Raw genomic sequence first — 24,096 nt, 5'->3', positions numbered from 1 at the left:
GAAGAACACCGCTCGGCGTGTTTAGCCGGCGTCCAGCCGCCGCCGCGCGGTGGCCACGAGTCGATCGAACGAAAAAGTGCTGGCTGCAAGCGCGGCGGTTTCCGGAAAGTATTCGCGCGCGATGTCGGTCAAGACCTGGCCCGGCGGCGCTTCGATCAGCACGTGTGCGCCCATTTCCTGCATGACCGTGAGCGCGTCGAACCAGCGCACGGTGTAGCGGATATTGGTCGCGAGGTCGTTGCGGATCGCGTCCGCCGTATACAACGGACGGCCGCCGCGATTGCCGACATAAATGCTTTGCGGCGCGTGAAAGGGCACGTCCCTTGCGTAGGCGACCAGTTCGTCCGTGGCTTGCGCGAGCAATTCGCAATGCGACGGCACACTCACCGCGAGGCGAGTGGCCCTGCGCGCGCCCGCTGCGAGCGCGCGTTTGATGAAGGCGTCCAGTGCATCATTCGCGCCCGCTATGACAATCTGGCGCGGCGCGTTCACATTGCCGATATAGACATGCTGCTGTGTTTCATCCGCGTGCCGCGCGGCGAGTGTTTCCACTTGATACTCAGTCAAGCCGGATATCGCTGCGAGACCGTAGCCGGATGGGTACGCGGTCTCCATCAGTTCGGCCCGGCGACGAACCATTTTCAGCGCGTCTTCGAAGTGAATCGCGCCGCAGCTCACTGCTGCCGGGTACGCGCCAACCGATAAGCCCGCGCTGATCTCCGGCGCGAACCGTTCAGCAGCCAGCGCGCGCGTGAGCGCCACGCCCGCGACCGTCAAGCCGATCTGCACGGCGACGGTCGAGCGCAATGCGTCCGGCGTGTCAAGTGTGAGCACATCGACGCCGAGCACCTGCGACGCTTCCTCGAGCGTGTCGCGCACTGCATGATGCTCCGGCAGACGATGCAGGAAGCCATCGGTCTGCGCGCCCTGGCCGGGAAAAAGCAGCGCGAGCATCAGGCGTCGTCGCCATGAGACGTGGCGGCCCAGGGATCGGCGACCAGTTGCGGGCCACGCTCGTGGCGTGCCAGCACACGCGGTTTGCCCGCTGCCCACTCGGCCAGCGCCACGCCGCCGGCGGGCGTGTCGAGCTGCGCGTCCACGCGCACGCCGATGCGTTGCGCGAGCGTTTGCAGATAGTCCAGCAATTCGCTCGCGAAGTCTTGCGCGAGCGGTTTGTCGTGGGTTCGGATGAGGAGGTCGAGATCGCTCGATGCCGTCACCGTCGGCACGTGTGTCGCCAGTTCAAAACCGGTGCTGCCGGTCGGTCCCCAGACGAATGCACTCAGCGGACCCGTCGCGTCCTCCTGCAACGCGGCGAGCGCGGTGAAAGCGGGCAATGCGTCGCGCCCGGCGAGTGGCGTGGATGAAAAAGCGAGCGCTTCCGGCGACACGGCGCTCACTACATCCGCTGACGATGCCCACGTGCCGTAGCGCTCCGATCGCCCGACACCGCGCATACCGATCGCGACGAACCCGTTGGCCGCCGGCGCGCGTCGTACGACCGCATACGGCGCGCGCCCGAAAGCCTCGCGCACCCACGACGGTTCATTGTCAAACGCTTGCAAGCGTTGCAGATGCAGCAAGTCATGCGGACGCCATCGCGCATCGCACGACAGCGCGTGTTCGAGTGCAATCGGCGGTGCGGCACACACTTGCATCACACGGCATCCCATTGTTCGGCGAGACGCCGGCGCACTTCGATTGACGCCGCGCGATTCTTCTGCGCCGCCGCCGATTCGAGCCGATGCGCGAGATTGCGGCGGCCATCGTCGCGCACGCTGCGGATCTGCTCGGTCAACACCTGGCGCACGCGCTCGATTTGCGCGGCATCCGGCGCATCGGCATCGACACCGTCGATTAACTGATCGAGCAGGCCGAGTTTGGCGAACGACGCCATCGAGTAAGACATCGGCACGATGGTTTCGCCGAGCGCGTCGAGTTCTTCGACCGTGCGGCGCGTGACGCGCGCGGCGGCTTCCTTGCCCATCGCATGAACCATGGTGCCGGGCGCGTCGAGCGCGACGATCCGGTTGCCCTGGTAGCCGTGCGCGAGGAACGCACCCGACATCGCCGGTCCGACGATCAGCGCGATCACCGGATGACCCGCGTCGCGCGCGGCCGCGTAGGCGTCGACGGCCGCGGCGCAGGCGAGGTGAATGCCGAGCATCTCCTCGCGGTAGCCGTACGCCTGGCTTTTCACGTCGACGATCGCGACGATCGGGCGGCGCGTGCCGCCCGCTTCGTCGCGCGCAACTGCGTCGCGCACGGCGCGCGCGAGCCGCCAGCCCTGTTCGAGGCCGACCACGTTATCGGTCGCGCGCGGAAAGCGGTTGGCGGGATCGGGCACGACCGAGAAGAAGTGCGCGGTCTCGCCGCCGAGCTGCGCGTCGCCGCTCAACACAGGCACCTGACTGGTCGATTCACCGGCAAGCGCCTTGAACCAGCGCGCGCCGCGGCTAAGCTGTGCATCGCTCATGCTTGCTCCTTGCGCGATTCGTTTTGCGGTTGACGGTTGAACACGTCACGCATGCTTTCCGGCGTGACGCTGGCGGGATCGATCCGCGCGAGCCGGTCGAGGAACGTGTCGACCTGTTCGCTGCGATGCGCGGCGGGCACGCCTTGCTCGAAGGCGCAACGCACGGCGGTGCGCACCGCGTCGGCATCGTCGTCGACCAGTTGATCGGCCAGCGCGGTCGCCGTGCGCTGTTCGCCGCCGATCAGTTGCCACACGCGGCGGCGATCGCTGGCATCGAGTTCGTCGATGCCGGCTTCCTGCTCGATCACCTCGGGGCCGTTCATGCCGAGCCGCCCTTGCTTCGTGACGACCAGGTACGAGCACAACGCAGCCGCCAGCGACATGCCGCCGAAGCAGCCGACCATGCCGGCGATCACGCCGACCACCGGCACATGCCGCCGCAACGCGACGATCGCGGCCTGAATCTCCGCGATCACCGCGAGGCCGAGGTTGGCTTCCTGAAGCCGCACGCCACCGGTTTCGAACAGCACGACCGGCCGCACGATCTTGCCGCGTTCGCAGTCGCGCAAGGCCAGTTCGAGCGCCGCGGCGATCTTGCTGCCCGACACTTCGCCGATGCTGCCGCCCTGGAACGCGGACTCGATCGCGGCGACCACTGCGGGCTCGCCGTCGATGGTGCCGCGCGCGATCACGCAGCCGTCATCCGCCTGGCAGACGACGCCTTGCAACGGCAGCCACGGCGACTCGATCTTGTCGAACGGGCCGAGCAGTTCGCGGAAGGTGCCCGCATCCAGCAGCGAGCGGGCGCGCTCGCGTGCCGGCAGTTCGATGAAACTCTCGCGCAGCATCGGCGCGGGATGAGCGGTCGCAACCGTATTCATGCGTCGTCTCCCTGTTCGGCGGCTTCGACGGCTTCCGCGAGCCGCAACGCGACCACGCCGGGCGTCGCGCCGAAGTCGTTGATTTCGATTTGCGCGGCGCCGTCGTAGCGCGTGAAAAAGCGGTCGAGCACGCTTTTCCAGATGTGGCTGTAGCCGTCGACGCTGGTGCGCACGACGACGTGCGCGCTCAGCGCGCTAGTCTGATCGACGGGCGAGAGCAGCACTTCCAGATCGCCCGAGCCCACCACGCCGACATGCGCGCGGGTCGTGACGGCGCGCTGCGCCGGATAGTCGAAGGTCAGATGTTCCATGAGTCGGGGCTCCTGTCGGCGTCGTGATGCGCCAGCATGTCGAGAAAGAGGGTGGCGGCGAGCAGATCGGCTGCGCCGCCGGGCGATGCGTTGAGCGATAGCAAGTCGTGTTCGAGCGCGGCAAGCGCGGTGCGTCCCGCCGGCGTCGAACTGCCGCCCGCGTCCAGCACACGTTGCGCGCCGTGCTGTCCGGCGTGCAAACCGGGCAAGCCCGCGCGATGCAGCAGGCAGGTGTCGTCCAGAGACGCCATGATCGAGAGCAGGGCGTCGACGCGCACGGCGTTTTCGTCGATGCCTCGTTCACGCGCCGCGCGCAACGCGGGCAGGCCTACGTCGACGACATGCGGGAAGCCGTCTTGTGCTTCGCGGCGCGCTCCGCCGACCTGGTAGCGCTGACGCGCGCGTTCGCCGTGACTGTCGGACGGCGCGGCGAAGCGATCCGGGAAGCAGGCGATCTGCGCGGCACGCGTGCTGATCTGCGATGCGGTCGGACGCATGGCATTGGCGGGCAGCGCCGCCCCCGCGACCAGCAAGCCGACGATCCAGATCGCGCCGCGATGCGCGTTGCTGCCGCCCGTGGCGTGCAGCATGTCGAGCTCGCCAGCGCGGCCGATCTGCGCGAGTTCGGTGCGCAGCAACGCGGACGGTTCGCCGCGGCGGCGCGCCGCGCGGGCGAGCGCCGCGAAGGTCGGCTCGAGCGCGCGCGCCGAGCGCAGCATGGTGTCGAGATCGAGGTCGCGATGCGCGCCGCTGCCGCGCCGGTCGACTAGCGCGGGTTTGGGCGTGAGTTGGGCTTCGTCGATCAGCGCGGTAATGGCGTAACGGGCGAGCTGCGCGTCGGAAGGTGTAGAAGCGACGCGGGCGGCGCGTGCAGTACCGTGCGAACCGCTGGCGGCGTCAGCGACCCTGGCGGCTCTAGCGACTCCGCCAGCCGCGGCAACTTCGCCAGCGTCGGCAAGTCCAGCAGATCCGGCAACGTCGACGCGCGAATCAGCGGGCGTCACGCGCGCACTGCGAGCGCACGGCGCCTGCGCTGGCGCACGCGCGAGCAAGGCAGCGGGCGCCATGCTCACCAGCTCCTGAAGCGCGCCGGCGGCTCGTACAGGCCGCCCGACCACGTTACCAGATCGTCGATGCTGCGTGCCGCCAGCAGCGAGCGCTTGGCCTCGCCACGCCGAATGCCGAGATCCTCGGGATACGCGACGATGCCGCGCCGGCGCAACTCCGCCGTTTTCTCCGGCTTGGCGCGCAGACCGATCGGCGTCACGCCGGCCACGGCGGCGATCGCGGCGCGCCGCTCGTCGATGCCTTCGGCCTTGTGCAGATGCGCGATGCCTTCCTCGGTGACCACGTGGCTGACGTCGTCGCCGTAGATCATCACGGGCGCGACCGGCATGCCACTCCTGGCGCCGACCGCGACGGCGTCGAGTTCATCGACGAAGGTCGGCTCGCCGCCTTTCTTGTACGTCTCGGCCATCTGCACGACCAGCTTGTGGCCCCGCGACACCGGACCCTCGTCGCGCAGCAGCTTGAGCCACGCTTCGCTCGAATGACGCCGGCCGCGCGGATCGTGGCCCATGTTCGGCGCACCGCCGAACCCCGCGAGACGCCCGCGCGTGACGGTCGACGAATTCGCGTCGGCATCGATCTGCAAGGTCGAGCCGATGAAAAGATCGACGCCGTATTGCCCGGCCAGCTGGCACAGCACGCGGTTCGAGCGCAGGCTGCCGTCATTGCCGGTGAAGAACACGTCCGGACGCGCCTCGATATACGCCTCCATGCCGACTTCGCTGCCGAAGCAATGGATGCTGTCGACCCAGCCCGATTCGATCGCGGGAATCATGGTGGGATGCGGATTGAGCGTCCAGTTGCGGCAGATCTTGCCCTTCAGGCCGAGCGACTCGGCGTAGGTTGGCAGCAGCAATTCGATCGCGGCCGTATCGAAACCAATGCCGTGATTCAGCGACGTCACGCCGTACGGCTCGTAGATGCCGCGAATCACCATCATCGCGGTGAGCACCTGCAGGTCGCCGATATGGCGCGGATCGCGTGTGAACAGCGGCTCGACGGCGAACGGCCGGTCCGCCTGCACGACCACGTCGACCCATGAACCCGGAATGTCGACGCGCGGCAATTCGTCGACGATCTCGTTGACCTGCACGATCACGATGCCATGACGGAAGGCGGCAGCCTCGGCGATGGTGGGCGTGTCTTCGGTATTCGCGCCGGTGTACAGGTTGCCGTGACGGTCGGCCTTTTCAGCGCACAGCAGCGCGACGTGCGGCGTCAGATCCACGAACATGCGCGCGTACAACTCGACGTACGTATAGATCGCGCCGATTTCCAGCTGACCGTCTTCGAGCAGTTGCGCGACCCGCAGGCTTTGCGGGCCGGCAAACGAAAAGTCGACCTTATGCGCGATGCCACGCTCGAACAGCGTCAGATGCTCAGGGCGGCCAATGCTCGAAATCAGCAGATGCACGTCGTGGATCTTCTGCGGATCGACCTTGGCAAACGAACGGGACAGGAAATCGGCCTGCTTCTGGTTGTCGCCTTCGAGAGCGACGCGGTCACCCGGCTGAATCAGCGTTTCGAGCGCATCGACAATGCGCTCCGGCGGCAGCACCCCATCTTCGAGCCAGGGTGCGATGGCCGCGAGGCGGCGGTTCTTTTCGTCGCGACGCGTGGTCCACGAACGGGCGGTGGGTGTTGAAACTGCGGACGCAGCGCCTTCGGCGGGTCGGTTCATCGGCTTCTCTCAGCTCCCGGTGGTGGCACGCGGGCGTCTGCCGCGCGGCTTGGGTTGATTCGCGAGCGCGGCTTCGGCCTGCGCGCGTTCGGTCAGGAAACGATAAAGCAGGTCGCCCGTGCCCAGCAGATGCGCGACGACCAACTGCTGCGCGGCGGGAATGTCGCGGCGTTGGACGGCGTCGAGCAGGGCGGCGTGTTCATTGTCGGACTCGCCCTTGTACGACGGCAAGCCGAACTTCAGGCGCAGATATCTTTCACCACGCCGGTGCAGCGTGCCGATCATGTCCTCGAGTTGTGCACGGCCGGCGGGCGCATACAGGCTCATGTGAAACGCGACATTGCGCTCGACATACAGCGACGGGTTCGCCTCGAGCTCGGCGGCGCGGCACAGGCTGGCGGATTCGCGCAACGTGGCGGCTGTGTGATTGGGAATCGCGAGCCCGATGGCGAGACTCTCCAGCGCGGACCGGATCTCGTAGATTTCGCGCGCTTCTTCCGCCGACAAAGGCGCGACCGTCGCGCCCTTGTGCACGGCGGCCTTGGCCCAGCCCTCGCTCTCCAACTGGCGCAAGGCCTCGCGCACGGGAATTGCGCTAACAGAAAAATGCCGCGCGATCGCGTCCTGCCGCAGTGGCGCGCCGGGCGCCAGCGTTCCGTCGACAATCGCCGTGCGCAGCGCCTCCGCGATCACGCGGGACGTGCTCTCGCGCGGCGCCGCCGCGGGTAAAAGCGGGGTGCGCGCCGGGGCGTCCAGGGGAAAACCATCTATTGCCTCGTTCATAATATCAAATATTATATATTAAAAGACGCGAATTACAGGCGGACAAACCCGGAAAAATTTTCGCCGCTCTGTCCGCGGCGTCCTCTGACTGGTCGTGCGAGGACACCTCGGTTCATCACAAACGCGTCATCTCGTCGTTGCCGTCAAGTACGCCAACCTTAAGTACGCCAACCGTTGGGCCGGAGGAGCATGATGAATTCACTAACCGACCGCGCGTCGGTCACGCGGCGCCGCACGCCGCTCAATCGTTCGCAGATCGCAGGTTTTTGGGGAGCGTGGGCAGGCTGGACGCTCGACGGGATGGACTCGTTCATCTACGCGCTCGTGTTGACGCCGGCCTTGACCGAACTGCTGCCGCGCTCGGGTTATGCGGCGACGCCGGCGAACGTCGGTCTTGCCGGTTCGATCCTGTTCGCGCTGTTCCTGGTCGGGTGGGGGCTGTCGTTCATCTGGGGGCCGCTCGCCGACCGCTACGGCCGCACCAAAGTGCTGGCCGGCACGATCTTCACGTTCGCCATTTTCACGGGACTCGCGGCGACCTCGCACAACGTGTGGGAACTCGGCATCTATCGCTTCATTGCGGGCATCGGCATCGGCGGCGAGTGGGCGCTGGCGGGGACGTATGTAGCGGAAGCGTGGCCGGAGGATCGTCGCAAGATGGGCGCCGGCTATCTGCAGACGGGCTACTACGCCGGGTTTTTTCTCGCCGCGGCGCTGAACTACACGGTCGGCGTGCATTACGGCTGGCGCGCGATGTTCCTGACCGGCGCGGTGCCGGTGGTGGTCGCGATTCTGATCCTGCTGCGCGTGAAGGAGTCGGAGAAGTGGGAGAAGGCCGAGGCTCGCACCGTGCGCACCAAGCCGCTGCGCGAGATCCTGGGGCCGGCTTATCGACGCCGCACCTGGGTCGCGTGCATTCTGCTGACGATCGCCATCATTGGGCTATGGGCGGGTGCGGTGTATGAACCGTCCGCCGTGATTCAGCTGGCGACCAAGGCCGGCATGGCCAAGAACGATGCGATCAGAACGGCGTCGCTGGCCACGGGGCTGCTGTCGATTGCGACGATCCTCGGCTGTCTCGCGTTGCCGCCGCTTGCTGAGCGCATCGGCCGCAAGAAGACGCTGGCGATTTACTTCCTCGGCATGGCGGTGGCGATCGTCGGCAGTTTCGGCTGGGCGTTTTACTTGCCCAATGGGCTTGCGCCGTTCATCGCGTGGCTCTTCGTGCTGGGTTTCTTCGGCGGCAATTTCGCGCTGTTCAGCTTGTGGCTGCCGGAGCAGTTCGAAACCCGCGTGCGGGCGACGGCGTTCGCGTTCTGCACGTCGTTCGGGCGGTTCGTCGGCGCGGGCGTCAACTTTCTGCTCGGCGCGGCGGTGCTGCATATGCATACGCTCGGCGTGCCGGTGGCGCTAACGGCGCTCGCGTTTATCGTCGGCCTGTTCGTGATTCCGTTCGCGCCGGAGACGAAGGGCGAGGTTTTGCCGCAGTGAGGTTGGCCGTTTGGCTGAGTGGCGGGTGAGGCGACGAGCGGGCATCCTTTCTATCCGTTAGATGACGTATTTTTCCGCCGTTTCGAGTTTGCCGGTTTGTACAGAACTCCGTACAATGATTGCCGATGGCTCAGAGGCGTTTCCGCTCTGGGCCATCGGCTCACCCCGCGGTCCCGCAGTGCGGCCATCCGTTCGGCGGTGGAATCGTCCCTAACTTTTGACAGGAGCGACTGGAGGGCAACCTCTCAGGTCGAGAAACGAATGAACGTCCTTACTTACAGCGAGGCGCGTGCCGGCTTTAAGCAAGCGATGGACGACGTCTGCCGCGATCACACACCCATGCTGATCACGAGGCAGACCGGCGAAAACGTGGTCATGGTTTCGCTCGAGGATTTCAATGCGATGCAGGAGACCTTGTATCTATTGAGTTCGTCGAAGAATGCCCAGCGGCTCGCCAGGTCTATCGCCCAGTTGAATGCCGGCAGTGCGACTGCGCGCGAACTGCTGACCGATGAACAGACAGAAAAGCCGCAACGAGGAGGCCGCAAAGGCTGACAGTATTTTTATGTTCACCGACGACGCGTGGGACGACTACCTGTATTGGCAGGAGACCGACCGAAAGGTCTTGCGCAAGATCAATACGCTGCTGGAGGAATGCCGGCGCGATCCTTATCGCGGCACGGGGAAACCGGAGGCGCTGCTTGGGAGTTTGAGCGGATTGTGGTCGCGCCGTATCACGCTTGCCGACCGCCTCGTCTACTTGCCGCGAGACGGAAAGATCTACGTGATCGCCTGTCGCTTCCACTACGACCGCTGAGAGAAACCGGGCGCATGCGCCCGGTTTTGTTCAACGTTTCGACTTACGGCCGGGTGCTCCGAACTCTCAATCCACCTGCCGTCGCACCCGCCCGCCTGGCCGCAGCACCGAAAGCAACGGCCACCCGAGATTCACCCCCAGACTCGCAACCACGATCAGCACCATGCCCGCCAGTTGCGGCATCGACAGCGCCCGTCCATACACGAGCGCATCGACCACGATCGCCGTCAGCGGATACACGAACAGCAACACGGCGATGATCGGCGTGCTCAGCTTGGGCAACGCGCCGTAGATCAGCACATACGACAGCCCCGTATGCAGCACGCCCATGCCAACCAGCCAGAACCACTGCATCGGGCCGATATGTACGGCGGTGAGCGGCGCGATGAACGGCAGGCAGACCACACCGACCGCGCACTGCGCGAGCGTCAGCAGATGCGGGCGCAAATTGCCGAGCCCTTTGGCGATCAACGTGACGCTTGCATACAGCACCGAGCCCACCAGCGCTTCGCCGATGCCGATCAGATAGCTCGTATGGCCCTGTAAATTCTCCGTCGCCGCGACGCCCGACGCGAGCACGAGTCCCACGAAAGCGGTCGCAATCCAGCCGAGCCGGTCCACGCCGAGCCGCTCGTTGAACAACGCCGCGCCGATCAGCACGACCCAGAACGGCTGCACATGAAACACCACGGTTGCAACCGCGATGCTGGTGCGATGAATCGCATCGAAGAAACCGACCCACTGCGTGACCATCAGCACGCCTGTGATCAGCGCCAGCGTGACGGTGCGTCGCGTGAAATGCGCGCGCGTGAAGAAGCCTTTCCACGCGCAATACGCGGCGAGCGAGAGAAAGCCGAACAGGCAGCGAAAGAACACGAGCGTCAGCGCGCCGAGCCGCGCTTCCTCGACGAAGACCCCGAGCGTGCCCATCAAAAGCCCGCCGCTGGCCAGCGTGATGGCGCCTTGTTGACGTTGGGTGAGGGACATGCGCAACGGCTCCGCGAATTGACGTGATGAGGTGATGTCCCAAGTATTGCGCGGCTTGCACGGCACCGACAAACGAATTAAATTGAGCAATTCCATAAGCTGGATTGATAAATCATGCACCCCGAATTCGACGTCGATCTGCTGCGCACCTTCGTCGCGGTGGTGGAAACGGGCAGCTTCACGAAGGCGTCGGCGACCGTGCATCGGTCGCAGGCGGCGGTCAGCATGCAGATCAAGCGGCTCGAAACCATGCTCGGCACGACGCTGTTCGCCCGCAACACGCGCAATCTGTCGCTCACGCGGCCGGGCAATACGTTGCTCGAATACGCGCGGCGTGTGCTGGCGTTGCATGAGGAGGCGTGGTCGGCGATCGTGCGGCCGGAGGTCACCGGGCGCGTTGTGCTCGGCGCACCGGACGATTACGTGTCCTCGCTGTTGTCGCCCGTGTTGCGGCGCTTCTCGAATCTGTATCCGCACGTGGAGATCGAAATCGTCTGCGCGCAGAGCACGTCGCTCGCGCCGATGCTGGCCGACAACAAGATCGATCTCGCCTTCGTCACACGCGACCGCAAGCTGCGCGGCGAATTCGTGCGCAGCGAGCCCATGGTGTGGGTGGGCGCGTCGGTGGATACGCCGGTGCTGGCGGCGTCGCCGCTGCCGGTGGGACTCTATGAGCCGGGTTGCGTGGCCCGCCAGCATACGCTGGCCGCGCTCGACGGCGCGCGGATCCGCTATCGCGCGGCGTTCAGCAGCGCAAGCCTGATGGGACTGGTGGCGACCGTGGATGCAGGGTTGTCGGTGATTGCGCTCACGCGTTGCAGCGTGCCGCCGCGGCTTACGATTCTCGGTGAAGCGCAAGGCTTGCCGAAGATCGCGCCGCTGGAAATCGTGGTGGCGCGCAGCGCCAAATCGGATCGTCCGACCTGCGACTATCTGGCCGCGCAGATGATGCAGGATCTGTCGCTGCGGCCTCAGGCTCAACCGCGAGCGTAAGCCGTCACCTCGCCATCCACCGCGAGCCGCACCTGCTCGCCTGGTCGCGGGCAAAGGTAACCCGGCACGCGCGCGCGCACCATCGTCCGCGTGTCGGAACGCAATTGCAGCGCGACGCCCGCGTCCTGCCCCTGAAAAATCACTTCCGTGACGACAGCGTCATAGGCCGCCGCGCCGTTGGGCATCGTTTCTTCGGCGCGCAACAGACGGATCTGCTCGGGCCGCACCATCACATCGACAGCGCCCTGGCCCATCGGCCCGGACAACGGCAACTCGCCCAGTTCGCAACGCACGCGATCCTGCGTGGCCATGCCCGGCAACAGCACCGCCTCGCCGACGAACGATGCCAGCTCACGCGTCACCGGCCGGCGATAGAGCGTCTCCGGCGTCGCCGTCTGGATCAGCCGGCCGTTCCACAACACCGCCACTTCGTGCCCGAGCGACAACGCCTCGGATTGATCGTGCGTGACCAGCACGGCCGTCGCGCCGGTCGCGGCCAGCGCGCTGGCCACGGCTTGCCGGGTTTCGAGCCGCAACGCGGCGTCGAGCGACGAGAAGGGTTCGTCGAGCATCACCAGCGTCGGCGACGGCGCGAGCGCGCGCGCCAGCGCGACGCGCTGCTGCTGCCCGCCCGACAACTGCTGCGGCGCGCGTTCGCCGAAGTTCGCCGGCAAGCCGACCAGCTCCAGCAATTCGGCCACGCGATGCCGCGCGCGGCGCTGCGCGCGCGGCAAGCCGAACACGATGTTGTCCGCCACGGAGAGATGCGGAAACAGCGCGCCTTCCTGCGGCACATAGCCGATACGGCGCTGTTCGGACGGCACATGCAGATCGTCGCCGGCCACGCGCCGGCCGTCGATTTCCACACTGCCGCTATCGGCGCGTTCGAAACCGCATAGGAGACGCAGCAGCGTGGTCTTGCCGCTGCCCGACGGACCCAGCAACGCCAGCAGCGTGCCGCGTTCGACGGACAGATCGATACCGTGCAGCACGGGCGTGCCGTCGAATGATTTTTGCAGCCCGCGGATACGAAGTTCGCTCATGAAAATCCGATGGTGAAAGCGCGGCGCGTCAGCTGCGTTCGCCGAGTAGCGCCGATTTGCCGAGCAGTGCGAACAGGAGGCCCGAGGCGAACAGCGAAATGCCGGTCAGCAACGCCGCGTAGGGCGCCGCCGCGGCGAACGCCATCGTCGAAGTATCGGCCCAGACCTGGGTGGCGAGTGTTTGCGTGTCGAGCGGGGAGAGCAGCAGCGTTGCGTTCAGTTCGGTGACGACCGAGATGAACACCATCGCCGCGGCCGCGCCGAGTCCAGGTCCGGCGAGCGGCAACACCACGCGGAACAGCGTCTGCGACCAGCTCAGGCCGAGCGCGCGCGCGGTCTCCTCGAGGCGCGGCTGCGCCTGCATGAAGGCGGCGCGCACGCTGACCAGCGCTAGCGGCATGAACAGCATCGCATAGGCGATCACCAGCAGCGTCGCGCTCTGATAAAGCGGTTGCAGCGCGTGCACCGCGAGCGACACGATCGCCAGTGCGATGACCAGACCCGGCACGCCTTGCGCGAGAAACACGGTGCGTTCGAACAACGTCGCGAAACGCGTCGGATAGCGTACCAGCAGAAACGCGAGCGGCACGACCAGCAGCGTGGTCAGCAGTGCGGCGGCGAGGCCGAAACCGAGCGACGAGAGCGTGGCGTTGAACAGCAGTTCGGGCGACACATCAGCCGGTGTGACGGCCGCCGCACCCGGTTGCGTGAGCCAGTAGCCAATCATGCCGAGCGGTACGCCGAGCGTCGTGATCGACAGCAGCGCAAAACCGGCGACGACGATCCAGCGCCACACGCCGAGGTCGTAGCGCAAAACCGCGCGACGTGTGCCGCGATCGACGCGTTCATAACGCGCCGCGCCGCGCACGCGAAACTCGAATGCCAGCACGATCAGACAGATCACGATCAGCAGGCACGCGAGCAACGAGGCGCCGCCGCCATCGAAACTGGTGCGGAATTCCGCGTAAATCTGCGTGGTGAACGTGCGAAAACGCAGCAGCGTGAACGCGCCGAACTCGGACAGCACGCCGAGCGCCACTAGCAGCATGCCACCGAGCAACGCGGGACGCAGTTGCGGCAGCACCACGCGAATGAACGTGGTCCAACGGTTGCAACCCAGTGCGCGCGCGCTTTCTTCGAGCGCCGGATCCATGCCGCGCAGCGCGGCGGCGACCGGCAGATAGACGAGCGGAAAATACGCGCAGGTGAGCACGAGCAACGCACCCGTGAAGTCCTGCAAATCCTGACTCAACGACACCCACGCATAGCTCGAAATGAAAGCCGGCATGGCGAGCGGCGCGGCGCTCAATACGGCCCACGTGCGGCGTCCCGGCAAATGCGTGCGTTCGACGAACCACGCGGCAGCCGTGCCGATCACGGCCGACACCAGCGTGGTCGAGACGGTGATCATCAACGTGTTGATCAGCAGTTCGCCGACGAGCGGCCGGAAGATCAGGTCGACCGCCTCGCCGACGCCGAAGCTCGCGGCGCGCCAGAACGTAAACGCAATCGGCAGCAACACCAGCAATGCGCTGAGTGCTGCTGCCGCGAACAGACCGCGCGGCGCGCGCGAACGGGTGCGCGCCGGGACGGTGGGGACAGCCGGTGGTCCGGCTGACAAAGCTTCACTCATTACAGCAGGCCTGCCTGACGCAGCAGCTTGCCGGCCTGGCTGTCGTCGCCGAGTTGCTGGATCGTCAGCGGCGGCGGGCTCAGTTCGGCGAACGGCTTGAGGATCGGGTCCGGTGCGACGCCTGCGTGCAGCGGATACTCGAACATCACGTGGCTCTTCGCCATCAGCTCCTGCGCGCGGTCGCTGACCAGGTACGCGAGAAACTTCTGTGCGCCGTCCGTGTTGTGCGCGGACTTCAGCACCGCGGCGCCCGACACGTTCACGGCCGCGCCGGCGTCGCCGTTGCCGAAGTGATAGATCGCGCTGCGGGTTTTGCCGTCGCCGAGTTCGGCGTGCAGACGCGCCCAGTAGTAGTTGTTGATCAGACCCGTTGCGACACCGCCGCGGTTCACGGCGGCGACCACGCCTTCGTCGTCGTCGAAGATCTGCGCGTTGGCTTTGAGGCCCTTGAGCCATTGCACGGTTTGCGCTTCGCCCTTCAGCGCGAGCACGGCGCTCACGAGCGGCAGGAAGTCGCCGTCGCTCGGGGCAATGCCGATCTTGCCTTTCCATTCCGGCTTGGCGAGATCGAACAGCGATTGCGGCAGTTGCGACGCCTGGACCTTGGTGGTGTTGTAGGCGAGCACGTTTTCACGCGCGGTCACCGCGACCCATGCGCCGGTCGGCGAGTTGAAGCGCGCCGGCACGGTGGCGAGCGTCGAGCTGTCCACTTTGTTCAGCAGGCCTTTCTCTTCGAGCAGCATCAGCTCCGGCGAGTTTTCCGTGAAGTACACGTCGGCTGGCGTGGCGGCGCCTTCGGCGACGATCTGCGCGGCCATCGCCGGGCCTTCGCCGTTGCGGATCTTCACCGAGATGCCCGACTGCTTTTCGAAGTCCTTGGCGAGCAGATTGACGACCTGCTCATGCTGCGCGTTATACAGCGTGATCGACGCGGCCTGAGCCGCCGACGGCACCGTCGCGAAAGCGGCCAGCGTGAGGGCGACCGCGCTGCCCAGAAGACGCAGACGAGTGCCAAACGAGTTGTAAGCCATGATCCAAAGTCCGTTGTGGTGTTGTAGTTGATTTGTGTTTTGTTGACTGCGTGGCCTGCTTTACGTCTCGAACAATCCCGCGCCGATATACGAACCCGGCTTCGCGCCCGGCGGCACGGCGAAAATCGCGCTGCCGACGTGCGTCGTGAACTGGTTCATCATGTCGAACTTCGCGAGCCTGTCGTTGATCGGAATGAAGCCGCTGCGCGGGTCGCCCTGATGCGCGATGAAGATGAGCCCCGCGTCGTACTCCGTTTCCTGGCGCCATGGCGGCCAACGCTCGATGTAGAAGTTCGTGCCGTCGTTATACGAATACGAACGGCGCAGGATCTGCGCGCCGTTGTTGCTCGCCTGATTCGACAGACGCACATGCGAGTTCTCCGGAATCACCGGATTGCCGTCCTTGTCCTCTTCCTTCAGGTCCACGGCGTCGAACTCGTTCTTCTTGCCGATCGGCGCGCCGCTGTACTTGTGGCGTCCGAACACCTGTTCCTGGAAGTCCAGTTCGGTGTTGTCCCAGTGCTCCAGCGTGATGCGAATGCGCCGCACGACGGTATAGGTGCCGCCTTCCATCCACGGTGCGTCGGCGCTCGCGCCGGCCCACACGAACTGATTCATCAACGGCGGCTTCGCGGTGGACGGATTGTTGGTGCCGTCCTTGAAGCCCATCAGATTGCGCGGCGTCTGTCCGCGCGGACCCGACAGGAAACCGGACTGGCCCCAGCGCATCGCCGCCGTGCCGTACGCGAGGCGCGACAGTTGCCGGACCGCGTGAAACGCGACCTGCTGATCGTTCGCGCAAGCCTGGATGTACAGGTCGCCGCCGGTTTTTTCCTTGATCAACTGGTCGCCGTTAAAGCGCGGCAGATCGACGAGCGCGGCGGGGCGGCGCGCGGCGAGGCCGTAGCGATCCTTGCCTTCATGCGTGAAGAGACCGGGACCGAAGCCGAAGGTGATCGTCAGCCCGCAGGGGCCGAGGCCGAGCACGTCGCCGGAATCGGGCGCGGCCTTGTTGTCGCCGGCGGTGCCGGTCGGCAGCGGCGCAGCCGTGCCGCCTTGCGTGAGACGCGCGGCCGCATCGGTCCATGCGCGCAGCAGCGCGATCACGTCCTCGCGCTTCTCGGTGGTGAGATCGAGCGCGGCGACGTAAGTGTGACTTTGCTGCGGCGTGACGATGCCGCCTTGATGCGCGCCGTAGAACGGCTCGACGGCCGTCTGCGGATCGGCGGCATGCGCCTGCGTTTTGCCGAGCGCGTTCTGGGACGTCGCCAGACCCGAGCCGAGGCTCGCGCCCGCCGCGACCGCGGCGCCGCCCGCCTTGAGAAACCCGCGCCGTGACGGCCGTGGGGGTTGATCGTTTGCCATGGTTACTTCACCTTCGTTCGGCTTTGGAATATGCAACTTACTTCGCGAGCACCAGCGTGTTCACGTCGTCCTGCACGTAATAGAAACCGTCGCCTTCTGGGGTCATCGCGAGGCCGAACAGGTCGCCGTTGCCCGGGGGCGATTGCGCCTTGTCGGTGTCGATCCAGCGCGCGTAGATCTGCTTGCCGCTGGCCGGATCGATTTCGACGATCTGGCCATTCAGCGCGTTGGTGACGAGCAGGTGGCCGTTGGGAGCGGTCACCATCGCGAGCGGCCGGTGCAGCAGGCCGTCGGCGGTCAGTTGACGGCCGACGCCCGCGCTGGTGTCGCGCGTCATCGGGTCGTCGATTTCGGTGATGCGATTGCCGATCGCGTCGGACACGTACAGCAGTTTCTGATCGGGCGAGAGTGCGAGTCCGGTCGGGCCGACGAGGAACACGCCCTTGTCCGCCTGCGCGCCGAAGCCGCTGCCCACCACCGTTTCCTTCTTCACGACCGGCGGCTTGCCGGCCGGCACGTCGAGGTCCAGGCGCAGCACGGTGGCCTGTTTGAACACGGGCGGATTGCCGTCCGCGCCGCCCACGCCGAAGCCGGCGTTGCTGACGAACAGCGTCGCGCTATTGCCGTTGTCGACGACCGCCATGTTGCCCCACGGATCGTTGATGTTCGGGCTGCTGATGGTCGACGCGACCTTGCCTTGCGGATCGATCACGATCAGGCAGCCGGCGCCCTTGGTGCCGGTGGTGCCGTCGTTGCTCGGCGTGCTGCCGACGATCACGTAGCCGGACTTGAGCATCGTCATCGCGGTCGACAGGCCGATGCCGCCCGGGCATTCCTTCAGATCGCGCGGCACCGTCGCGAACACCGTCATCTCCCTGGTATCCGGGTGATAGTTGATGATCGTGCTGCCGGTGCCTTGCAGATTGGTCGAGTTATTGAAGTTGCCGACCAGCACGTCGCCTTGCTTGACCGTGCCGGCCGTGACCGGCGCGACCACCACCGCGTACGGATTCTGGTCGCCGTTGCCCGGCACCGTGTTGATCAGCGTGGTGTGGTGCTTGACGGTTTCGAGGAAACCTTGCGGATCGGCGTGCGCGCTTCCGGCGGTCGCGAGTGCGGCCGCGCTGATGGCGGCGGCGATCAGGGCCCGCGCGGCGCGCGGCGAAAACTGGCGCGTGGGAGTGTTCACGATTGAGCCTCCGTGCCTGCGCACAAAGCGGTGGTTGCGGTCATGATCGAAAGCATGGGATTCGATTGGGTCGGTAGCGTGTGAGTTGGGCGCGAACGTCATCAGAAGTTGATGTTGGTCCGCACGCCGATGACGAACGTGTTGCGCAGCGGCTGCGTCGGATCGTTCGGATTCTGGCCGGCGCCGGCGTTGAACGTGTATTGCGCGTCGGCTTGCAGTTGCCACCACGGATTGACCTGGTACTGGTAGGTCGCCTCGAGCGTGGTTTCGCTGGTGCGTATGCCGTACGGGCTGTTGCTGAATGCCCGCGCATCTGTATCGAGGCCGTTCACGTGATTGCCGACCTTGATGTAGGTCAGCGCGAGGCCGACGCTGTCGTTGTCGCGGCCGGCGAACGGCGCTTTCATCACGACGCCGAGGTTGGCGGCGAGGCTCACCAGGTTGCGGTCGCCGGGCGCGCCCATCACGCGCGCGAACACGCCGATGCTGCGCGGCTCGTCCGGGTCCGGACGCCAGATCATCTGGTCGGCCACGGCGTAGAAGCTGTAGTCGCCGTGATGATTCTGGGCGATGCCGCTGGTGGCCGGATTGGCGAGCGACAAGCCCGTGTTGTCGTAGCGCTGATCCGCGAAGCTGCCGTTGTTGTACCAGACGCCGAGCTTGTAGGTGCCGGGCAAACCGCCGCCGCCCGCGCCGACCATTTCGCCGTCGGCCGGCTGGTTGATCGCATACTGCAATTCGCCGATGAACAGCGTGCCGTTGTGCAGATTGAAGTTGGTGCCGCTCTTGTTGTCCGGGTTGTTGCCGAGCGGATCGCCGTCGAATACGCCGGCCAACGCTGTCAACGAAGGCGTGATCTGGCCGCGCACGCGCACGCCGAGGTCGGACAGCGGATACGCCGGCCCGCCCGACGGCATGTCGTATGAGGGCAGGGCAGGCCAGCCGAACATCGTGTTGACGAACAGCGCCGAGTACTGGCTCGTGATGAATTCCTGGTCGATACTTTGCTGACCGATTTTCACGTCGATGCGCTTGTTCAGGAACGACTGCTGATACCACAATTCCCACAGACGGGTCGTGTCATCCGCTTCGATGCCGCTCGCCGTATTCAGCGTGCCGAGCTTGTTGGCGCTGAGATTGGCGCCGTGGATCTGCAACGCGCTCACGTTGAACAGGCCGCCCGGCAGGCCGAACGCTTTTTGCGTGTCCAATTGCACGGTGCCGGTGGTCAGGCCGTCGTAATCGGCGCCGTGCGCGAGACCGCCGCGCAGGTTGGCGAGCACTTCGCTGGTTTCGGTGAGCGTGAAGGTCACGCCGTATTTGCCGAGCCAGGGGCGCAGCCCGCCGATGTCGCCGAGCATCTGCTGTCGATTCCAGAAGCCGGTCCACTGGTTCGTCTGGGTCGCCTGGATTTTCAGGTCGGCCTCGGGCGCTTCCGGCGCGGCGTCGGGATTGGCTTCGGCCATGGCGGCGCCGGCTGTCAGCGACGCCCACGCGAACGCCGTGCAAAGCGCGGCACGTCGCATGGAGGGCAAACGCGAACGGCGCGTGGTGTTGGCGCGCGGCGCGGAATCGCGAAACGGACGCGCTGTTGCGCCAGGTCCGTTGAAATGGGCGAACTTCATCGAAATCCTTATTGGTGTTGTATCGACTGATTTGAACCATCGCGGCGCGTCGCCGCATGCGCGCGATTTGCTGCGTCGGTTCGCGACGCCAACTGCAGCAGATGGCGAGATCGTACGCATGCGGAATTGGTGCGTCAACACAAATGAGAACGATTCGCATCAATATTACTGACATATAACTTTGCTCTTTACGTACTGCTACCAAAGGGCATTTGCACGTAATTCGCAGCGAATGTGAACGTAATGAAACTGTATGGTGGTGGTCATATGAACGCGTTCGGAGGCGAGGTGTCGAACTCGCACGAATAACCCGAAACGCCCATTCAGGAGAGGGATATGAACAAACGCAGAGTATTGATTTCGTTGCTGGCGAGCGGCGGTTTGCTGGTGAGTGGCGTCTCGAATGCGCAGTTGAATCTCAAACAGTTCGGCATAGGCGGCGACGACAGTTCCGCGGGCGCCGGGGCGACGGCGTCGTCCGGCGGCGTGTCGCAGTTGTTGCAGACCTACGTGGGCGCGAACCAGCAGGTGCTCAGCGGCCAGTCGAGTCTGGCCGCTGCGATGGGGATGAGCAGCGCGGCGGGGCAGGCGCAGCAGGCAGCGGGCTTGCTGAGCGGCGGCACGCCCTCGGTGAGTCAACTGACGCAGGCGGGCAGCACGCAGCAGTCGCTGTCGCAAACGCTGACCCAAGCCTTCGCGAGCCGCGCGAACGGCGGTGCGTCGGCTACGCCGATCAACAAGGAGGCTTTTACGGACGGCCTGTCGTCGCTGGGTAAAGGCGTGAGCCAGTATTCGAACCTGCAGTCGGGGCTCGGCAGCATCGGGCAGATGAACCCGTCGTCGCTGCTGCAGGCCGGCATGAATCCGCAGACGGCGCAGAGCGCGTCGTACATCGCGCAATCGGCGCCGGGCCAGTTGCAATCGTTGATGTCGACGCTGAGTTCGGCCGTGCAGTTCGCGTCGAGCCACGGCATCAGCGTGCCGTCGATTGCGACGTCGGCGCTGAAGGGCGGTCAATAAGAAGTGGCATGGGCGAGGAGCGCCGTCCTCGCACGAGGCGGCGTCTCGAGCGCCGACTACGAAAACAGGTAAAGGCCGCCGCAGCGAACGGACCACAAAAGCGGCTATGATCGATTTCCAAAACCGCACGGCCGCACATCATCAATAAGCGTCCAGCGCCCAAAACCATACCGGAACCCTGCTGATGTCTCACACAGTGAATCTGGACAACTACTTCGCCCGCATAGGCTACGAAGGTCCTCGCGCTGCAACGCTGGAAGTCCTACAGGCGCTTCACCGGTTGCACCCGCGCGCGATTCCGTTCGAGAACCTGAACCCGCTCACGCGGCGTCCGGTGAAACTGGATCTCGAATCGGTCGAGCGCAAACTCGTCACCGAGCACCGCGGCGGCTACTGTTTCGAGCAGAACGCGCTGTTCGCCGACGTGCTGATGCAGTTGGGCTTCACGGTCACACCCTTGCTCGGGCGCGTGCTCTGGGGCCGCGATTCGGACAGCCCGCCGCCGCGCACGCATATGGTGTTGCGCCTCGACATCGATAAAGAAGCCTGGATTGCCGACGTCGGCTTCGGCAGCGTGACGCTGACCGCGCCGCTGCGCCTGACCGCGGGCCTCGCGCAGCCCACCGAACTCGGCACGTTCCGTCTCGCCGACGCATCGCGCGACGCGCTTTACCTCGAAGTGCAGGCGCGCGACGAAAGCTGGGCGCGGGTCTACCGTTTCGACCTGCAGCCGGTCGAGTGGATCGATTACGAAACCTCGAACTGGTATACGTCGACCTCGCCGGAAGCGATTTTTGCGAACACGCTGATCGTATGCCGTGTGTTGCCCGAAGCGCGGCTCGCGCTGCTCAACGATCAACTGAGTGAACGCGCAGCCGATGGCCGGCTCATCAGCGAACGGCAACTCAAGAGCGCCAGCGAACTGGCGGCGTGCCTGCGCGATCAGTTCGGCTTGAACACCGGCGACATCGACATCGCCGAAATATTCGACCGCGTGCGCACGCCGGCGAAAACCGCGTAGCAACGAACCGCCATGGTCGCGCGCCTCATCTTTCAAACGGTGGTCTGGCTGGTGGGCATGGGCGCGCTGCTGTTCGGCGCGGCGGGCACTTTCGCATGGCCGGCCGCGTGGTGGTATGTGATCGAATTGGGCGTGCTGAGCCTATGGATCGGTTTGTGGCTGGCGCGCCATGATCCCGGCCTGCTCGCCGAGCGACTGTCGCCATTCGTGCAGGCGCAGCAAAGCCGCTGGGACCGCATTTTCATGGTGAGCGTTTCAGTGGCGTGGTGCGGCTGGCTCGTCCTGATGGCGTTCGACGCCATGCGCTTTCACTGGACCGCGCCATTGCCGGTCGCGCTGGTCAGCCTCGGCTCGCTCTGCGTGTTCCTCTGCCTCTTCATGTGCCGCTTCGTGTTCCAGGCCAATAGCTATGCCGCGCCGGTCGTGAAGATCCAGGCGAGCCGCGGGCATAAAGTGATCGACACCGGTCTTTACGCGCATGTCCGTCATCCCATGTATTCCGCCGCGCTGCTGCTGTTCGTCGGCACGCCCTTGCTGCTCGGATCGTGGTGGGGCCTCGCCTTCGTGCCGGTCATGGTGATCGGCATCGGCTGGCGCGCGGTGCGCGAAGAGCGCGTGCTGGCCGCGCAACTCGACGGTTACACGGACTACATGGCGCGCGTGCGCTATCGCTTCCTGCCGTTCATCTGGTAGGGCGCATCGAGCCGCCGTCTGCGCGAGCGTTTGCTCAGCTTGCATCAACCTGTCTAGACAAAACGAAATGCGCTTGCCCGTCGGGCGGCGTAGGTCATGCGTCGTTCACGCATTAAGAGCTCCCCGCAAAGCCGTGCTGCACGGCAACGTCTAGGGGCTTACCCGATGATTCCGTTAATTTCTCACAAATTCTCTTGCGACCGCTTTTTGACTCATGCAGACTTGTCTATACAAATTAAGCGGCGGTTAAACATTCGGCTCGACGGTTTCCTCAATCAAAGGAGTTTCGACGTGAAAGTGAAGCGCACGACGGCAGCAAAAGCATTGATCGGCGCCGTTCTCGGCGCCGCGGCGATTTTCGCGGCACCGGTGCAGGCCAAAGACTGGAAGACGGTGACCATCGCGCTCGAAGGCGGCTACGCCCCCTGGAATCTGACCTTGCCGGGCGGCAAGCTGGGCGGCTTCGAACCCGAACTGGTCGCCAACCTGTGCGAGCGCATCAAGCTGCAATGCAATCTGGTGGCGCAAGACTGGGACGGCATGATTCCCGGTTTGCAAGCGGGCAAGTTCGATGTCCTGATGGACGCGATCTCGATCACGCCGGAGCGTGAAAAGATCATCGCTTTCTCGAAACCGTACGCTGCCACGCCCGCCACGTTCGCCGTGGCTGATGCGAAAGTGCTGCCCAAGGCCGCGCCGGGCGCGAGCGTCGTCAAGCTGTCGGGCGACCCGAAGGCCGACCAGCCGACCGTCGACGCTTTGCGCAAGCAGTTGAAAGGCAAGACCATCGGCATCCAGTCGGGCACGGTCTACACCAAGTTCATCAATGACGGCTTCAAGGACATTGCCACGATCCGCGTCTACAAGACATCGCCCGAGCGCGATCTGGATCTGGCCAATGGACGCATCGACGCCTCGTTCGACGACGTGACCTACTACGCCGCCAACATCGACAAGAAAGAAACCGCCTCGATCGTAATGGCCGGCCCGAAGATCGGCGGTCCGATCTGGGGCCCGGGCGAAGGCCTCGCGTTCCGCAAGCAGGACGCCGACCTGAAAGCGAAGTTCGACACCGCGATCAGCGCCGCGCTTGCCGACGGCACCGTCAAGAAGCTCTCCGACAAGTGGTTCAAGACCGACGTCACGCCTTGATTCGCCTTCACGTCGAGAGGTAACGGCAGGCGCGCGCGGCGAAAACCTGCACGCGCCGGCCGGTTCGATCCGCCGTAACGGATGAAGATGAGAGGTAAGGAATGGCTCTGATACAGATGCTCGGCTTCGGGCCGGAAGGCTGGGGCGGCGTATTGCTGCTCGCGGCGTTAATGACGGTGGCGCTCACGCTCGCGGCGCTCGCGGTCGGCGCCGTGTTCGGCGCGCTGGTGGCGGCGGCCAAGCTGTCGCGTTTTCGTACGCTGCGTGTGATCGGCGATATCTACACCACCGTGTTTCGCGGCGTGCCTGAATTGCTCGTGATCTATCTGTTCTATTTCGGCGGCTCGACGCTCGTCACGACCGTCGGCCAGTGGTTCGGCGCGGAGGGTTTCGTCGGCGTGCCGCCGTTCGTGGTCGGCGCGCTGGCCGTGGGCATGATTTCAGGCGCCTATCAGGCCGAGGTGTACCGCTCGGCGGTGCTGGCGGTGTCGCGCGGCGAACTCGAAGCCGCGCGCTCGATCGGCATGCCGACGCTGACCATGGCGCGCCGCATCCTGATTCCGCAAGTGCTGCGTTTCGCGTTGCCCGGCATCGGCAACGTCTGGCAATTGAGCCTGAAGGATTCGGCGTTGATCTCCGTGACGGGGCTCGCCGAATTGCTGCGCACGAGCCAGGTGGCGGCGGGTTCCACGCATCAGTACTTCACGTTCTTCGTAGTGGGCGGCGCGCTCTATCTGCTCATGACCAGCATCTCGAACCGGGTCTTCAACCGTGCCGAAGCGCACGTGGGCCGGTCCTTCAAGCGCAACTTCGCGCGTAACTGACGAGGGCGGCCA

25 protein-coding genes are annotated in these 24,096 nt (G+C 65.2%); 10 read left to right on the top strand and 15 right to left on the bottom strand.

Features of this window, described 5'->3' with window-relative positions; genetic code table 11:
- Positions 1-21: 21 nt before the first annotated feature.
- The 8 genes from mdcH to PQR42_RS21900 are packed head-to-tail and all read right to left on the bottom strand — an operon-like array spanning position 22 to position 7,200.
- Positions 22-954, bottom strand: coding sequence for a malonate decarboxylase subunit epsilon (gene mdcH / locus PQR42_RS21935; RefSeq protein WP_408387906.1), 933 nt, complete (start codon positions 952-954; stop codon positions 22-24).
- Entirely contained in the window at positions 954-1,658 is a 705-nt protein-coding gene (locus PQR42_RS21930; RefSeq protein ID WP_408387908.1) for a malonate decarboxylase holo-ACP synthase, read from the bottom strand. Before PQR42_RS21930 ends, mdcH begins: the two co-directional genes overlap by 1 nt.
- Entirely contained in the window at positions 1,658-2,476 is an 819-nt protein-coding gene (mdcE, locus tag PQR42_RS21925) for a biotin-independent malonate decarboxylase subunit gamma (protein ID WP_408387910.1), read from the bottom strand. Before mdcE ends, PQR42_RS21930 begins: the two co-directional genes overlap by 1 nt.
- Positions 2,473-3,357 carry a biotin-independent malonate decarboxylase subunit beta gene (locus PQR42_RS21920; RefSeq protein WP_408387912.1) on the bottom strand — a complete coding sequence of 295 codons (885 nt, stop codon included), beginning with the start codon at positions 3,355-3,357 and terminating at the stop codon, positions 2,473-2,475. The genes mdcE and PQR42_RS21920 overlap by 4 nt, the downstream gene beginning before the upstream one ends.
- Positions 3,354-3,668, bottom strand: a complete 315-nt coding sequence (locus PQR42_RS21915) for a malonate decarboxylase subunit delta (RefSeq protein ID WP_408387914.1) — start codon at positions 3,666-3,668, stop codon at positions 3,354-3,356. The genes PQR42_RS21920 and PQR42_RS21915 overlap by 4 nt, the downstream gene beginning before the upstream one ends.
- On the bottom strand, positions 3,656-4,735 hold the full coding sequence (locus PQR42_RS21910; protein WP_408387916.1) for a triphosphoribosyl-dephospho-CoA synthase: 1,080 nt from the start codon (positions 4,733-4,735) through the stop codon (positions 3,656-3,658). Before PQR42_RS21910 ends, PQR42_RS21915 begins: the two co-directional genes overlap by 13 nt.
- A gap of 2 nt (positions 4,736-4,737) precedes the next feature.
- A complete protein-coding gene (mdcA, locus tag PQR42_RS21905; protein ID WP_408493725.1) occupies positions 4,738-6,417 on the bottom strand; it encodes a malonate decarboxylase subunit alpha in 1,680 nt (559 codons plus the stop codon).
- Positions 6,418-6,426: 9 nt separating this feature from the next.
- Complete coding sequence (locus PQR42_RS21900) at positions 6,427-7,200, bottom strand: GntR family transcriptional regulator (RefSeq protein ID WP_408387918.1); 774 nt, start codon at positions 7,198-7,200, stop codon at positions 6,427-6,429.
- A gap of 192 nt (positions 7,201-7,392) precedes the next feature.
- On the opposite strand from PQR42_RS21900, the gene PQR42_RS21895 reads away from it, so the two are divergent.
- The 3 genes from PQR42_RS21895 to PQR42_RS21885 all read left to right on the top strand — a co-directional run bounded on the left by PQR42_RS21895 (position 7,393) and on the right by PQR42_RS21885 (position 9,508).
- Entirely contained in the window at positions 7,393-8,691 is a 1,299-nt protein-coding gene (locus PQR42_RS21895; RefSeq protein WP_408388074.1) for an MFS transporter, read from the top strand.
- A 261-nt stretch (positions 8,692-8,952) separates the two neighbouring features.
- A complete protein-coding gene (locus tag PQR42_RS21890; protein ID WP_408206108.1) occupies positions 8,953-9,246 on the top strand; it encodes a type II toxin-antitoxin system Phd/YefM family antitoxin in 294 nt (97 codons plus the stop codon).
- Between the two features lie 10 nt (positions 9,247-9,256).
- A complete protein-coding gene (locus PQR42_RS21885; RefSeq protein ID WP_408387920.1) occupies positions 9,257-9,508 on the top strand; it encodes a Txe/YoeB family addiction module toxin in 252 nt (83 codons plus the stop codon).
- 66 nt (positions 9,509-9,574) lie between these two features.
- Here PQR42_RS21885 and PQR42_RS21880 read toward each other — a convergent pair whose 3' ends face one another.
- Positions 9,575-10,495: a DMT family transporter gene (locus PQR42_RS21880; protein WP_408387922.1), complete on the bottom strand. Its 921-nt coding sequence runs from the start codon at positions 10,493-10,495 to the stop codon at positions 9,575-9,577.
- 114 nt (positions 10,496-10,609) lie between these two features.
- On the opposite strand from PQR42_RS21880, the gene PQR42_RS21875 reads away from it, so the two are divergent.
- Positions 10,610-11,488, top strand: a complete 879-nt coding sequence (locus PQR42_RS21875; protein ID WP_408206101.1) for a LysR substrate-binding domain-containing protein — start codon at positions 10,610-10,612, stop codon at positions 11,486-11,488.
- Here the strand turns inward: PQR42_RS21875 and PQR42_RS21870 are convergent.
- The 6 genes from PQR42_RS21870 to PQR42_RS21845 all read right to left on the bottom strand — a co-directional run bounded on the left by PQR42_RS21870 (position 11,473) and on the right by PQR42_RS21845 (position 19,374).
- Positions 11,473-12,531 (bottom strand): ABC transporter ATP-binding protein, encoded by a 1,059-nt coding sequence (locus PQR42_RS21870; RefSeq protein WP_408387924.1) that lies wholly within the window; start codon positions 12,529-12,531, stop codon positions 11,473-11,475. The two genes, PQR42_RS21875 and PQR42_RS21870, sit on opposite strands and share 16 nt — an antisense overlap.
- 28 nt (positions 12,532-12,559) lie before the next feature.
- On the bottom strand, positions 12,560-14,164 hold the full coding sequence (locus tag PQR42_RS21865) for an ABC transporter permease (RefSeq protein ID WP_408206097.1): 1,605 nt from the start codon (positions 14,162-14,164) through the stop codon (positions 12,560-12,562).
- The gene (locus PQR42_RS21860) at positions 14,164-15,195 is read right to left on the bottom strand and encodes an iron ABC transporter substrate-binding protein (protein WP_408206095.1); all 1,032 of its coding nucleotides are present in this window, start codon (positions 15,193-15,195) and stop codon (positions 14,164-14,166) included. Before PQR42_RS21860 ends, PQR42_RS21865 begins: the two co-directional genes overlap by 1 nt.
- Before the next feature lie 60 nt (positions 15,196-15,255).
- Positions 15,256-16,560 (bottom strand): iron uptake transporter deferrochelatase/peroxidase subunit, encoded by a 1,305-nt coding sequence (gene efeB, locus PQR42_RS21855; protein ID WP_408387926.1) that lies wholly within the window; start codon positions 16,558-16,560, stop codon positions 15,256-15,258.
- Positions 16,561-16,597: 37 nt separating this feature from the next.
- Positions 16,598-17,749, bottom strand: coding sequence for an NHL repeat-containing protein (locus PQR42_RS21850; RefSeq protein ID WP_408493724.1), 1,152 nt, complete (start codon positions 17,747-17,749; stop codon positions 16,598-16,600).
- A 101-nt stretch (positions 17,750-17,850) separates the two neighbouring features.
- The gene (locus tag PQR42_RS21845; protein WP_408206089.1) at positions 17,851-19,374 is read right to left on the bottom strand and encodes a carbohydrate porin; all 1,524 of its coding nucleotides are present in this window, start codon (positions 19,372-19,374) and stop codon (positions 17,851-17,853) included.
- Here PQR42_RS21845 and PQR42_RS21840 point away from each other — a divergent pair.
- The 6 genes from PQR42_RS21840 (at position 19,274) to PQR42_RS21815 (ending at position 24,084) form a co-directional block, all read left to right on the top strand.
- Positions 19,274-19,546, top strand: coding sequence for a hypothetical protein (locus PQR42_RS21840; protein WP_408206193.1), 273 nt, complete (start codon positions 19,274-19,276; stop codon positions 19,544-19,546). The two genes, PQR42_RS21845 and PQR42_RS21840, sit on opposite strands and share 101 nt — an antisense overlap.
- A 164-nt stretch (positions 19,547-19,710) precedes the next feature.
- Positions 19,711-20,394 carry a hypothetical protein gene (locus PQR42_RS21835; protein ID WP_408387932.1) on the top strand — a complete coding sequence of 228 codons (684 nt, stop codon included), beginning with the start codon at positions 19,711-19,713 and terminating at the stop codon, positions 20,392-20,394.
- A 184-nt stretch (positions 20,395-20,578) separates the two neighbouring features.
- A complete protein-coding gene (locus tag PQR42_RS21830; RefSeq protein ID WP_408206085.1) occupies positions 20,579-21,415 on the top strand; it encodes an arylamine N-acetyltransferase family protein in 837 nt (278 codons plus the stop codon).
- A 12-nt stretch (positions 21,416-21,427) separates the two neighbouring features.
- Entirely contained in the window at positions 21,428-22,108 is a 681-nt protein-coding gene (locus PQR42_RS21825; RefSeq protein WP_408206083.1) for a methyltransferase family protein, read from the top strand.
- A 291-nt stretch (positions 22,109-22,399) separates the two neighbouring features.
- Positions 22,400-23,260 (top strand): transporter substrate-binding domain-containing protein, encoded by an 861-nt coding sequence (locus PQR42_RS21820; RefSeq protein ID WP_408206081.1) that lies wholly within the window; start codon positions 22,400-22,402, stop codon positions 23,258-23,260.
- A 101-nt stretch (positions 23,261-23,361) separates the two neighbouring features.
- Positions 23,362-24,084 (top strand): ABC transporter permease, encoded by a 723-nt coding sequence (locus PQR42_RS21815; protein ID WP_106280532.1) that lies wholly within the window; start codon positions 23,362-23,364, stop codon positions 24,082-24,084.
- Positions 24,085-24,096 lie beyond the last annotated feature (12 nt).

Origin of the sequence: Paraburkholderia sediminicola (assembly GCF_046027355.1) — a bacterium.
GTDB classification, from domain to species: Bacteria; Pseudomonadota; Gammaproteobacteria; order Burkholderiales; family Burkholderiaceae; genus Paraburkholderia; species Paraburkholderia sediminicola_B.
The sequence above is the reverse complement of the archived record's forward strand: the minus strand, read 5'-3'. Positions and strand labels throughout refer to the sequence as shown.

What these genes read in the sequence shown, in the direction of transcription:
- mdcH (WP_408387906.1), bottom strand. Translation starts at nt 954, where the DNA reads ATGCTCGCGCTGCTTTTTCCCGGCCAGGGCGCGCAGACCGATGGCTTC.
- PQR42_RS21930 (WP_408387908.1), bottom strand. Translation starts at nt 1,658, where the DNA reads ATGCAAGTGTGTGCCGCACCGCCGATTGCACTCGAACACGCGCTGTCG.
- mdcE (WP_408387910.1), bottom strand. Translation starts at nt 2,476, where the DNA reads ATGAGCGATGCACAGCTTAGCCGCGGCGCGCGCTGGTTCAAGGCGCTT.
- PQR42_RS21920 (WP_408387912.1), bottom strand. Translation starts at nt 3,357, where the DNA reads ATGAATACGGTTGCGACCGCTCATCCCGCGCCGATGCTGCGCGAGAGT.
- PQR42_RS21915 (WP_408387914.1), bottom strand. Translation starts at nt 3,668, where the DNA reads ATGGAACATCTGACCTTCGACTATCCGGCGCAGCGCGCCGTCACGACC.
- PQR42_RS21910 (WP_408387916.1), bottom strand. Translation starts at nt 4,735, where the DNA reads ATGGCGCCCGCTGCCTTGCTCGCGCGTGCGCCAGCGCAGGCGCCGTGC.
- mdcA (WP_408493725.1), bottom strand. Translation starts at nt 6,417, where the DNA reads ATGAACCGACCCGCCGAAGGCGCTGCGTCCGCAGTTTCAACACCCACC.
- PQR42_RS21900 (WP_408387918.1), bottom strand. Translation starts at nt 7,200, where the DNA reads ATGAACGAGGCAATAGATGGTTTTCCCCTGGACGCCCCGGCGCGCACC.
- PQR42_RS21895 (WP_408388074.1), top strand. Translation starts at nt 7,393, where the DNA reads ATGAATTCACTAACCGACCGCGCGTCGGTCACGCGGCGCCGCACGCCG.
- PQR42_RS21890 (WP_408206108.1), top strand. Translation starts at nt 8,953, where the DNA reads ATGAACGTCCTTACTTACAGCGAGGCGCGTGCCGGCTTTAAGCAAGCG.
- PQR42_RS21885 (WP_408387920.1), top strand. Translation starts at nt 9,257, where the DNA reads ATGTTCACCGACGACGCGTGGGACGACTACCTGTATTGGCAGGAGACC.
- PQR42_RS21880 (WP_408387922.1), bottom strand. Translation starts at nt 10,495, where the DNA reads ATGTCCCTCACCCAACGTCAACAAGGCGCCATCACGCTGGCCAGCGGC.
- PQR42_RS21875 (WP_408206101.1), top strand. Translation starts at nt 10,610, where the DNA reads ATGCACCCCGAATTCGACGTCGATCTGCTGCGCACCTTCGTCGCGGTG.
- PQR42_RS21870 (WP_408387924.1), bottom strand. Translation starts at nt 12,531, where the DNA reads ATGAGCGAACTTCGTATCCGCGGGCTGCAAAAATCATTCGACGGCACG.
- PQR42_RS21865 (WP_408206097.1), bottom strand. Translation starts at nt 14,164, where the DNA reads ATGAGTGAAGCTTTGTCAGCCGGACCACCGGCTGTCCCCACCGTCCCG.
- PQR42_RS21860 (WP_408206095.1), bottom strand. Translation starts at nt 15,195, where the DNA reads ATGGCTTACAACTCGTTTGGCACTCGTCTGCGTCTTCTGGGCAGCGCG.
- efeB (WP_408387926.1), bottom strand. Translation starts at nt 16,560, where the DNA reads ATGGCAAACGATCAACCCCCACGGCCGTCACGGCGCGGGTTTCTCAAG.
- PQR42_RS21840 (WP_408206193.1), top strand. Translation starts at nt 19,274, where the DNA reads ATGGAGGGCAAACGCGAACGGCGCGTGGTGTTGGCGCGCGGCGCGGAA.
- PQR42_RS21845 (WP_408206089.1), bottom strand. Translation starts at nt 19,374, where the DNA reads ATGAAGTTCGCCCATTTCAACGGACCTGGCGCAACAGCGCGTCCGTTT.
- PQR42_RS21835 (WP_408387932.1), top strand. Translation starts at nt 19,711, where the DNA reads ATGAACAAACGCAGAGTATTGATTTCGTTGCTGGCGAGCGGCGGTTTG.
- PQR42_RS21830 (WP_408206085.1), top strand. Translation starts at nt 20,579, where the DNA reads ATGTCTCACACAGTGAATCTGGACAACTACTTCGCCCGCATAGGCTAC.
- PQR42_RS21825 (WP_408206083.1), top strand. Translation starts at nt 21,428, where the DNA reads ATGGTCGCGCGCCTCATCTTTCAAACGGTGGTCTGGCTGGTGGGCATG.
- PQR42_RS21815 (WP_106280532.1), top strand. Translation starts at nt 23,362, where the DNA reads ATGGCTCTGATACAGATGCTCGGCTTCGGGCCGGAAGGCTGGGGCGGC.